This is a genomic window from Ralstonia sp. NFACC01, assembly GCF_900115545.1.
GTDB classification, from domain to species: domain Bacteria; phylum Pseudomonadota; class Gammaproteobacteria; order Burkholderiales; family Burkholderiaceae; genus Ralstonia; species Ralstonia mojiangensis.
In genome coordinates this window covers 438,478-449,012 of record NZ_FOWV01000006.1, presented here as the reverse complement: position 1 = coordinate 449,012, position 10,535 = coordinate 438,478, and the positions used below count along the sequence as shown (strand labels likewise).

The 10,535-nt window shown below is 66.2% G+C and carries 9 protein-coding genes; 2 read left to right on the top strand and 7 right to left on the bottom strand.

Features of this window, described 5'->3' with window-relative positions:
• Positions 1-326: IS3 family transposase (locus tag BM136_RS18235; protein ID WP_139219374.1), on the top strand; the 326-nt coding region annotated here is incomplete at its 5' end.
• Positions 327-423: 97 nt separating this feature from the next.
• Here BM136_RS18235 and BM136_RS18230 read toward each other — a convergent pair.
• The 5 genes from BM136_RS18230 to BM136_RS18210 all read right to left on the bottom strand — a co-directional run bounded on the left by BM136_RS18230 (position 424) and on the right by BM136_RS18210 (position 5,326).
• Positions 424-1,404: a DMT family transporter gene (locus BM136_RS18230; RefSeq protein ID WP_092973734.1), complete on the bottom strand. Its 981-nt coding sequence runs from the start codon at positions 1,402-1,404 to the stop codon at positions 424-426.
• Between the two features lie 116 nt (positions 1,405-1,520).
• Complete coding sequence (locus BM136_RS18225) at positions 1,521-2,243, bottom strand: AraC family transcriptional regulator (RefSeq protein ID WP_092973810.1); 723 nt, start codon at positions 2,241-2,243, stop codon at positions 1,521-1,523.
• A gap of 164 nt (positions 2,244-2,407) precedes the next feature.
• Complete coding sequence (locus BM136_RS18220) at positions 2,408-2,764, bottom strand: DUF427 domain-containing protein (RefSeq protein WP_092973731.1); 357 nt, start codon at positions 2,762-2,764, stop codon at positions 2,408-2,410.
• 79 nt (positions 2,765-2,843) lie between these two features.
• Positions 2,844-4,046, bottom strand: coding sequence for an ammonium transporter (locus BM136_RS18215; protein WP_092973728.1), 1,203 nt, complete (start codon positions 4,044-4,046; stop codon positions 2,844-2,846).
• 254 nt (positions 4,047-4,300) lie between these two features.
• Positions 4,301-5,326, bottom strand: coding sequence for a hypothetical protein (locus tag BM136_RS18210; RefSeq protein WP_092973725.1), 1,026 nt, complete (start codon positions 5,324-5,326; stop codon positions 4,301-4,303).
• A 266-nt stretch (positions 5,327-5,592) separates the two neighbouring features.
• On the opposite strand from BM136_RS18210, the gene icmF reads away from it, so the two are divergent.
• On the top strand, positions 5,593-8,880 hold the full coding sequence (gene icmF, locus BM136_RS18205; protein ID WP_092973722.1) for a fused isobutyryl-CoA mutase/GTPase IcmF: 3,288 nt from the start codon (positions 5,593-5,595) through the stop codon (positions 8,878-8,880).
• Between the two features lie 12 nt (positions 8,881-8,892).
• Here icmF and BM136_RS18200 read toward each other — a convergent pair whose 3' ends face one another.
• A complete protein-coding gene (locus BM136_RS18200) occupies positions 8,893-9,615 on the bottom strand; it encodes an aspartate/glutamate racemase family protein (protein ID WP_092973719.1) in 723 nt (240 codons plus the stop codon).
• 22 nt (positions 9,616-9,637) lie between these two features.
• Positions 9,638-10,534 carry an ABC transporter permease gene (locus BM136_RS18195; protein ID WP_092973717.1) on the bottom strand — a complete coding sequence of 299 codons (897 nt, stop codon included), beginning with the start codon at positions 10,532-10,534 and terminating at the stop codon, positions 9,638-9,640.
• Between the last annotated feature and the right edge of the window lies 1 nt (position 10,535).

Below are 10,535 nucleotides of genomic sequence, written 5' to 3'. Positions count from 1 at the left end.
CGCACCAGCAGGTTCTGATTCACTCCGATCAGGGGTGCCAGTTCACCGGCCACACCTGGCAAAGCTTCCTGCGCGAGCACAACCTGCTGTGCAGCATGAGCCGGCGCGGCAACTGCCACGACAACGCAGTGGCGGAGAGCTTCTTCCAGTTACTCAAACGCGAGCGGGTGCGCCGGCAGATCTATGCCACCCGGCAGGAGGCCAAGTCCGATGTCTTCAACTACATCGAGATGTTTTACAACCCAACTCGGCGACATTCGAGCGCCAACGGTCTATCACCGGTAGAGTTCGAACAACGCCATTCCCAACGGCTCGCGGGTGTCTAGGAAAGTCGGGGCGATTCAGACAAAGAAAAGTGAGTCGGTCCCGGCAGGGAACGAAAGGGAGGTGGACCACCAAGGCAAAAAATAACCCCAAAAAAACCTACCCATGTCGCCTCGCCGCCAACCCCACCCCACTCACCAACAAAACCCCCGCCGCCACCTCCAACCCATGCGGCAACCGACCCTCATAAACAAACCCATACACCAACGCAAACACCGTCTCAAACACGATCAACTGCCCCGACAGGGTCAACGGCAACTTGCGGCTGGCCGCATTCCACAGGCTGTTCCCGAGCACAGACGCCCCCAGCGCCACGCCCATATTCACCAGCCAGAACATCGCCCATGCCGATGCGGGCTGCGCAGACACCGTTGCCATGCCGGGCAGCAAAAACGCCGGCACGGCCAGCGCCAGTGACAGCACCCCGGTCGCGACGCCCGTCAACAGCGACCACTCGCGGCTCGTGAACTGCGGCCGCGCACGCAGGTACCGCGCATTGCACACCGCGTACACCGTCCAGCACGCCAGCGCGCCCGCGGCCATCAGCAGGCCGATGAAATAGGTTCTGCCGTCCGCACTCGAATGCACGTCGGGCGCATCCAGGTAGATGCACACCACGCCGGCCACGGCCATCAGGAGCGGCACGGCCAGGCGGCGCATGGGCAGGCTGCCCCGTTCCGCTGCGCCGGCCAGCGTGACCGTCACCGGCAGCAGCCCAATGATGAGCGACACCGGTGCCACGCCCGCGCGCTGCACGCCGCCCGCCACGCACAGGTAGTAAAGGATGTTGCCCGGCAGCGATAACAGCAGCAGCGCCAGCCAATCGCGCCGGGTCGGTTTGCGCCACAGCGTGCGCCACACCGGTAGCGCGAGTGCCAGCGACAACACGCCATACAACACATACCGCGCCGCTGAAAGCGCCAGCGGAGAGAACTGCGGCAGCATCTTCGGCGCGACGAAGATGACGCCCCACAGCGCCCCGGCCGCGACGCCGTAGCCGATGCCCGTGAGGTGGTCACGCCGTGCGTCGTGCTGCGTGTGATGAAGATGCGTTGCAGTGGAGGTGTCGCCAACAGCCATGGAGCGCCTGTCCGGAAAGATCAATCGAACCGGCACTGTGCGCGCGCGCGCGCCGCGCGTCTTGGCGAAGACGGCTGCGCTTTGGCAAAAACGGAAACGGAAACTGAGACCGGGGGCTAGCGCCGCACGGCTGCGGGCGTGATGCCGTGTGCGGCCTTGAGGTGGCGCGTGAGGGCGCTTTGGTCGTAGTAGCCGGTGCGCGCGGCAACCTCGGCGATGGGCAGGGCGGTGGTTTCCAGCAGCGTCAACGCATGCCGCAGCCGCACCTGGGCCAGATGCGCGTGCAGCGTGGTGCCGTAGGCCGCACGGAACAGCGTGGCGAGGCGACGCGCGCTCACACCGACTTCTGCGGCGAGCGCATCGACGGTGAGCGGCTCGGCGTAGCGGTGTTCGATCGCGTGCCATACGCGCTCCGCACGTGCATCGGCGCGTGCGCGTATTTGCGTGGATTGGTTGGCCGGATGCGCGGCCAGCGTCGCCAGCGCGAGTGACGACCACGCATTGGCCAGCACCATGTCGACGATGGGCGCGTCTTGCAGCCACGTCGTCAGCGCGCGCAGGCCCGGCGTGAGCGGAAAGAACACGCGATCGGCCAGGCCGCCCAGGCCGGGGGCGTCAGCGGCCTGCCCGGGAATGTCGAACACGATGAAGCGGTTGGCGCCCGTGGCTTCAAACGCATGCGTGGCGCCGGCCGGAATGAGCGCAGCGTGGTGCGTGTCGACGCGGCCGCCGCGGCCGTCCACGTCCATCTCCAGGATGCCGCGTGCGGGCATCACGACTTGCATGAAGTCGTGCGAGTGCGGAGGGGCGGCGAGGCCGTAAGTGCGGAAGTCCAGCATGGTGCCGCCGAGAATAGCACCGGCATCCGCCCAAAAAAATACCCGGCCACAGATCATGCTGCGCCGGGTCTCGGAACTTTCACGGAAAGAGGCTCCGTGAGAAGAGGAACAGGCATATCGTGCGCTGCGTGCATGACAGCGGCATGTCAGCCGCGCCTGCGCACTCATTCCTCCTGGATCGCCACTTTGTCCGGATAGAACGCGAGATAGCCCGCCACTTCACGCGCGACGGGTTTGGGCTGCTCGTACGTCCAGACGGCGTTGTCGACGCGCACATCGCCGGCCACGATGGTGTAGTACGACGCATCGCCCTTGTACGGGCAATGCGTGTGATGCTGCGTGCGCTCCAGCAGATTCATCTGCACATCGTCGCGCGGGATGTACTGCACCGGCGGGTACGACGCCTCGCGCAGCGTGCGCGCCAGATGCGTGCTGGCGATGGTGAAGCCGTTGAGGGTCACCGTCACGCGGCGCGGGTTCGACTCCACGGTAATGGGGTGATTCGGATCGATATCGGGCATGCGGAACTCCTGCAGTTGGGCGAGGGAAGACGCTTTCACTGTAGCAAGCGCCGCGCGCGCCTTCTTTTGCCCCCGCTGCTTACCAGTGGGTTTCCGATTCCGGCGTGGACGAGACGCGATGGATCGCCAGGTCGGCGCCCATGAATTCGGCCTCGCGATCAAGCCTCAGCCCCACGAGCTTGCGCAGGGTGCCGTACACGACCGTGCCGCCGATCAGCGCAATGACAATGCCGCCCGCCGTGCCCGCCACCTGCGCCCAGAACGACACGCCGCCCAGGCCGCCCAGCGCCTTCAGGCCGAAGATGCCGGCCGCGATGCCGCCCCACGCGCCGCATAGACCATGCAGCGGCCACACGCCGAGCACGTCGTCGATGCGCCAGACGTTTTGCACGCGCGTGAACATCCAGACAAACAGCACGCCCGCAATGCCGCCGACGGCAAGCGCCCCCAGCGGGTGCATCACGTCGGAGCCGGCGCACACGGCCACCAGGCCGGCCAGCGGCCCGTTGTACGAGAAGCCCGGATCGTTCTTGCCCATCCACCACGCGGTGAGCGTGCCGCCCACCATGGCCATCAGCGAGTTGATGGCGACCAGGCCGCTCATCTTGTCGAGCGTCTGCGCGCTCATCACGTTGAAGCCGAACCAGCCCACCGCCAGCACCCAGGCGCCGGCGGCCAGGAACGGGATGTTCGACGGCGGATGCGCGGCGATGCGGCCGTCGTCTTTGTAGCGGCCGTGGCGCGCGCCGAGCAGCAGCACCGCCGGCAGCGCGATCCAGCCGCCCACGGCGTGCACGACCACCGAGCCGGCAAAGTCGTGGAACTCCGCGCCCGTCACGCTCTGCAGCCAGTGCTGGATGCCGAAGCGCTCGTTCCAGGCGATGCCTTCAAAGAACGGGTAGACGAAGCCCACCAGCACGAAGGTTGCCGCCAGTTGCGGCTCGAAGCGCGAGCGCTCGGCAATGCCGCCCGAGATGATGGCCGGGATGGCCGCCGCGAAGGTCAGCAGGAAGAAGAACTTCACCAGCTCATAGCCGTTCTGCTGGGCGAGCACGTCGGCGCCGGTAAAGAAATTGACGCCGTACGCGATCGAATAGCCGATGAAGAAGTACGCGATGGTCGACACGGCAAAGTCGACCAGGATCTTGACCAGCGCATTGACCTGGTTCTTCTTGCGGACGGTGCCCAGCTCAAGGAACGCGAAGCCGGCATGCATGGCCAGCACCATGATCGCGCCCAACAGGATGAAGAGCGCGTCGCCCCCGGTTTTGATGGAGTTCATTGCGGTTGTCGTGCGGGTTGAGGGTCAGCGCCATCCGGGTGCAGTGCATGCCCACAAATGACGCAAAAAGCGCCGACAGATGCAAAAGTTGTTCCAACCGTGTGCAAAAAGGTGACATGGCGCACCAGGGCCGTGCGCGCGCCGTCGTTCTCGGGCGTCGGATTTGGGGTGGCCCGAAATCGGTGCGTAATTGCCTTGAATTGGTGCGGTTGAGGTGGTTGATGCGCCGTAGTGGTGCGCGTGGGCGCGCAAGGTTACGGCTTGGCGCCCGACACGCTGAACGATGCCGCCACGGCGTTCCACAGCGGCTCGTACCGCAAGCGCACGGCGCTGGCCTGCTCGGGCGAGGTGGCGGGGGACTGCATGTGCAGCATCAGCAGCGCGCCGTCAGTTGGCACCATGAAGACGCGGCCGACCAGCGTGTTGCCCGTGGCGCGCGGGATATGCGGGCCGGGCGATTCGCCGATGTAGCTGGCCCACACCCCGGTGCGTCCGCCGAACGACTGCGTGCCCCAGCCGAGCAGCCGGCAAGGGGCCGCCACGGCTTGCTTGACGGCATCGCGCATCCAGCGCGGTTCGCGGCTGTCAGGAACGGTTTCGAGGTCGCCTTCGGTGGGGCGCACGATCAGTTCCATGCGTGACAGCCCCGAGCCGCCCTGGTTGGCCCACGCGCCGATCGCCACCCGCGCCGGGTCGGGCTTGCGCGGCGGCGTGGGCGGCACGCGCTCCCAGGAGAACGGCAGCCGCAGGCCGAGGCTCGCGCCGCGCGCATTCGGCCAGTCAGACAACGTCACGGTCTGGGTGAAGCGGCTGCTCAGTTCATCGGCGGGGCGGTCGTCGTAGACCACCGCCAGCAGCGTCTGCAGGGTGGCGCGGTCCTGGTTGCCCTGCGCACGCGCAACCACGCGTTCGGCCAGCGCGTGCGCCGTCTGGGCAGTCTGGGTGGCGGTCGTCACGCTGGGCTGGTGGATATCGAGTGCGCGCTCGATCAGGAGTTGCCGCTCGTCGTCGGATAGCGGAATGCCGGCGATCAGGCGGCGCGTGCGGGCCAGCGCCTGCGGGAAAGTGTTGTCGAACTGCGTACGGGCGCGGATCAGCTCTTCACGCTGACCGGGAAAGCGTTGAATGGCGCGATCAAGCGCCTGCGTCTGCACGGTCAGGAAACCAAGCACGCTGATCAGCCCCGGGATGGCGCCGGGCGTGTAGTCCCACGCCAGGGCGTGGCCGGACCACGCCAACAAGGCAGTCAGACACCAGCGCATCGTTGCGCGGCTTGGCATTGGAAGTTCCCCCTGTGGCCGGACCCGTCTCCGGCCAAAATCTGACTCTAACGATTTGTATCGATTGTGTGCAAGCTGGGTGTTGCACCGAGATCGGACCGTTCCGGCCCCACTGTTTGCGCAAACAATGCCGGCGCCCGCGCGGCCGGTTGACGAGGGCGTCAACCCCGAAAATACTGTCTGTTCGACCCGTCGACCGGCACACCGCGCCTTGTGCGCTGTACAACACCTACAATGCCGGCGCCCACTTTATCGAAGGTGGAGACATGACCGATCTTTCCGCTGCCCGCGCGGCCGATCCCACGCCTGCCAGCGAAGCTGCGCCGGTGCGCAATAAGGTGCGCTTCGTGACGGCCGCATCGTTGTTCGACGGGCATGACGCGTCGATCAACATCATGCGGCGCATCCTGCAGTCGATGGGCTGCGAAGTGATCCATCTTGGGCACAACCGCTCGGTGGACGAGGTGGTGAACGCGGCGCTGCAGGAAGACGTGCAGGGCATTGCCGTGTCCAGCTACCAGGGCGGCCACGTCGAATACTTCAAGTACATGATCGACGCGCTGCGCGCACGCGGCGGCGAGCACATCCAGGTGTTCGGCGGCGGTGGCGGCGTGATCGTGCCGACGGAGATCCGCGAGTTGCAGGACTACGGCGTCGCGCGCATCTACAGCCCCGAAGACGGCCAGCGCATGGGCCTCGCCGGCATGATTGCCGACATGGTGCAGCGCTGCGATATTGATCTCTCCATCTACGCGCCGGCCACGCTGGAGCCCGTCGCCAATGGCGACCGCCGCGCCCTGGCGCAATTGATCACCGCACTGGAATCGGGCCGCATCGATCCGGCATTGCGCGAGGCCGTGCACGCGGCTGCGATGGCCACGCCGACGCCGGTGCTCGGCATCACGGGCACAGGCGGCGCAGGCAAGTCGTCGCTCACCGATGAGCTGATCCGCCGCTTCCGCCTTGACCAGCGAGACACGCTGCGCATCGCTGTCATCTCGATCGATCCGTCGCGGCGCAAGTCGGGCGGTGCGTTGCTGGGCGACCGCATTCGCATGAACGCGATCAACCATCCGAACATCTTCGTGCGCTCGCTGGCCACGCGGGAGGCCAGCCGCGAGATCTCCGACGCGCTGCCCGACGTGATTGCCGCATGCCGCGCTGGCGGGTTCGATTTCATCATCGTCGAGACCTCCGGCATCGGGCAGGGCGATGCGGCCATCGTGCCGCACGTCGATCTGTCGCTGTATGTGATGACGCCCGAGTTTGGCGCCGCCAGCCAGCTGGAGAAGATCGACATGCTGGACTTTGCCGATCTGGTAGCGATCAACAAATTCGACCGCAAGGGCGCGCAGGACGCGTGGCGCGACGTCGCCAAGCAGGTGCAGCGCAACCGCGAGCAATGGCACGCCCGGCCTGAAGACATGCCGGTGTTCGGCACGCAGGCCTCGCACTTCAATGACGACGGCGTGACGGCGCTGTATCACATGCTGGCCGATCGGCTGAGCGAGCGCGGCATGGCGCTGGCTGAACGCACGCTGCCGCGCCCGGCCGGCAAATGCTCCACCAGCCACGACGCCATCGTGCCGCCCGCGCGCGTGCGCTACCTGGCGGAGCTGGCCGATACGGTGCGCGGCTACCACCGCCGCGTCGACGCGCAAAGCCGCCTCGCGCGCGAGCGTCAGCAGTTGCGCGCCAGCCACCGCATGCTGGAGCAGGCCGGTGCCACGGTGCAGACGCTGTCCGCGCTCGACAAGCAAGCCACCGAGCGCGACGCGCAGCTCGGCGCTGTTGAGCGCAAGCTGCTCGCCATGTGGCCCGATCTGCGCCGCGCGTATTCCGGCGACGAATACGTTGTCAAGATTCGCGACAAGGAAATCCGCACGCAGCTCACGCACACCACGCTCTCGGGCACGACCATCCGCAAGGTCGTCCTGCCGCCGTATGAAGACGATGGCGAGGTGCTGCGCTGGCTGATGCGCGAGAACGTGCCGGGCAGTTTTCCGTACACCGCCGGCGTGTTCGCCTTCAAGCGTGAGAACGAAGACCCGACGCGCATGTTCGCGGGCGAGGGCGATGCCTTCCGCACCAACCGGCGCTTCAAGCTCGTCTCCGAAGGCATGGAGGCCAAGCGGCTCTCCACCGCGTTCGACTCCGTCACGCTCTACGGCGAAGACCCGGCGCTGCGCCCGGACATCTACGGCAAGGTGGGCAACTCCGGCGTGTCGATCGCCACGCTCGACGACATGGAGGTGCTGTACGACGGTTTTGACCTGACCAGCCCTGCCACGTCGGTTTCCATGACGATCAACGGGCCCGCGCCGACGATCCTGGCGATGTTCATGAATACCGCCATCGACCAGAATCTCGCCCGGTTCCGCGCGGACAACCAGCGCGAGCCGACGCAGGACGAGGAAGCGAAGATCCGCGCGTGGGTGCTGCAGAACGTGCGCGGCACGGTGCAGGCCGACATCCTCAAGGAAGACCAGGGCCAGAACACCTGCATCTTCTCGACCGAGTTTTCGCTCAAGGTGATGGGCGATATCCAGGAATATTTCGTGCACCACCAGGTGCGCAATTTCTACTCGGTGTCGATCTCGGGCTACCACATAGCCGAGGCGGGCGCGAACCCGATCTCGCAACTCGCATTCACGCTGGCCAACGGCTTCACGTATGTGGAGGCGTACCTCGCGCGCGGCATGCATATCGACGATTTCGCGCCGAACCTGTCGTTCTTCTTCTCCAACGGCATGGACCCCGAGTACAACGTGCTGGGCCGCGTCGCGCGTCGCATCTGGGCGGTGACCCTGCGAGACAAGTACGGCGCGAACGAGCGCAGCCAGAAGCTGAAGTACCACGTGCAGACGTCGGGCCGGTCATTGCACGCGCAGGAGATCGCCTTCAACGATATCCGCACTACGCTGCAGGCGCTGATCGCCATCTACGACAACTGCAACAGCCTGCACACGAATGCCTACGATGAGGCGATCACCACGCCGACGGCCGAATCCGTGCGGCGCGCCCTGGCGATTCAGCTCATCATCAACCGCGAGTGGGGCCTCGCCAAGTGCGAGAACCCGAACCAGGGCAGCTTCGTCATCGATGAACTGACGGACCTGGTGGAAGAAGCCGTGCTGCAGGAGTTCGAGCGCATTGCCGAGCGCGGCGGTGTGCTCGGCGCGATGGAAACCGGCTACCAGCGCGGCAAGATTCAGGAAGAGTCGATGCTGTACGAGCAGCGCAAGCACGATGGCTCGCTGCCCATCATCGGTGTGAATACGTTCCGCAATCCCGACGCCGAGAGTGTGGTGCCGCCGCACATCGAACTGGCACGCTCCAGCGAAGAAGAGAAGCAGAGCCAACTCGCGCGGCTGCAGGATTTTCATGCACGGCATGCCGGGGAAGCGCCCGCCATGCTGCAGCGCCTGCAGCGCGCCGTGATCGACGATCAGAACGTGTTCGCGGTGCTGATGGACGCCGTGCGCGTCTGCTCGCTTGGGCAGATCACGCACGCGTTGTTCGAGGTGGGCGGGCAGTACCGGCGCAACATGTAGCCCGCACCCCGTTCAAGCGTGCGTGGCGGGCGCAATCCATGCCGGCAGCGCGCCATGCCCGCCGCGCGGAGCGTGCCAGACCTGGCGCGCAGCTGCAGTCACGCTGTCGATGAGGGGTACGGGCACGTGCGCCTGCAGCTTCTGCGCCATGCCCGCCAATCCCGCGCCGCCCAGCACGATTGCGTCGACGGGCTGGCGCCGCAGGACGGTCGTGCAGGCGCCAATCAAGATCTGTTCTGCCGCATCCGGCGCGGCGTATAGCGCGGCCCCGTCTAGTTCGACGGTATGGATATCGCGCACGGTGTGGCCGCCTTCAAGCGTGGGCAGCAAGCGCTCCAAAATCGGCCCCCACGCATGGCCTCCCGTGATGACTGCGCAAGTGCCGTACGTTGCCGCTTCCATCAACGCGGCCTCCGCCAGGCCGGTGACGGGGCACGGCGCCACCTCGCGCAGCGCGAAGAGCCCGGGGTCGCCAAAACAGCCGATGATGGCGGCGTTGATGGCTGGCTGCTGTGCCCGCGTCCATGCGTCGAGCGCGGCGTGCGCGGCCACCGCGTAGCCGACTTCGGTGGCGATGTACGGCGCACCAAACCGCGCGGTAACCGCTTCCACAACGACATCGCAGGGCAATGCAGCCTGCACGAAGCGCGTGATGGTCTGTGTGAGCGCGCTCGTGGTATTCGGGTTGATCAGCAGCAGCCGGCGCGGCCCGGCCGATTCCGTAGCGAGGGTCATTGGCGCGCGTTCAGTCAATGGTTCAGTCAACCCGCCCGGCGCTTTGACGGCGGCGCAGTCGAACAATGGCCAGCATCGTCAGCCCCATCACCATGAACGACACCACGGTGGTGAGCGTGCCCAGCGCGTAGATGGACGGCGTCGTCACGGTGGTGGTCAATCCTTGCAGTTCGAGCGGCAGCGTGTTGACGTCGCCGATTGCCTGCGAGGTGCGCGCGATCTCGTCCCAACTCAGCGTGAAGCCGAACATGCCCACACCGATGAGCGACGGCGCGATCAACGGCAGCACGACGTGCCGGAACGTCTGCCAGGGCGTGGCCCCCAGGTCGCGCGCGGCTTCTTCGTAGGCTGGGTTGAAGCGGTTGAAGACGGCGAACATGATGAGCAGGCCGAAGGGCAGCGTCCACGTGAGGTGCGCGCCGAGGGCGGATGTCCAGAGGCCCAGCGACGATCCAAAGCTGTCGGCCTGATCGCCCATGCCCAACGCGGTGAGCAACGCCTTGATGCCCGTGTCGATCAGCCGGAACTGCAGGCCGATGCCGAGCGACACCACGATCGACGGCATGATCAGGCTGGCCACCGTGACGTAGAACAGTGCACCACCGCCACGCAGCCGCTTCCGGAAAGCCAATGCCGCCAGCAGCGAGAGCCCCATGGTCAGCGCCATCACGACCGCGCCCAGCGCGAGTGAGCGCCGGAATGCCGCGCCGATGTCGACCACGCCCAGGCCTTCGGCAAGCTGGCGATACCAATGCAGCGAGAGCCCATTCATCGGAAATGTCAGGCCGCCTTCCGGGCCCTGGAAGCTGAGCGCGAAGATCGTCAGCATCGGCCCGTACAGGAACAGCACAAACAGCGCGAAGAGGCACGCCAGCGGCCAGAAGCCGGGGGCGCGTGGTTCACGAAAGCGCGCTTGCATG

Excerpts from the sequence above, each read along its gene's own strand:
- icmF (WP_092973722.1), top strand. The coding sequence starts at position 5,593 with ATGACCGATCTTTCCGCTGCCCGCGCGGCCGATCCCACGCCTGCCAGC.
- BM136_RS18230 (WP_092973734.1), bottom strand. The coding sequence starts at position 1,404 with ATGGCTGTTGGCGACACCTCCACTGCAACGCATCTTCATCACACGCAG.
- BM136_RS18220 (WP_092973731.1), bottom strand. The coding sequence starts at position 2,764 with ATGCCCGATATCGATCCGAATCACCCCATTACCGTGGAGTCGAACCCG.
- BM136_RS18225 (WP_092973810.1), bottom strand. The coding sequence starts at position 2,243 with ATGCTGGACTTCCGCACTTACGGCCTCGCCGCCCCTCCGCACTCGCAC.
- BM136_RS18215 (WP_092973728.1), bottom strand. The coding sequence starts at position 4,046 with ATGAACTCCATCAAAACCGGGGGCGACGCGCTCTTCATCCTGTTGGGC.
- BM136_RS18195 (WP_092973717.1), bottom strand. The coding sequence starts at position 10,534 with ATGCAAGCGCGCTTTCGTGAACCACGCGCCCCCGGCTTCTGGCCGCTG.
- BM136_RS18210 (WP_092973725.1), bottom strand. The coding sequence starts at position 5,326 with ATGCCAAGCCGCGCAACGATGCGCTGGTGTCTGACTGCCTTGTTGGCG.
- BM136_RS18200 (WP_092973719.1), bottom strand. The coding sequence starts at position 9,615 with ATGACCCTCGCTACGGAATCGGCCGGGCCGCGCCGGCTGCTGCTGATC.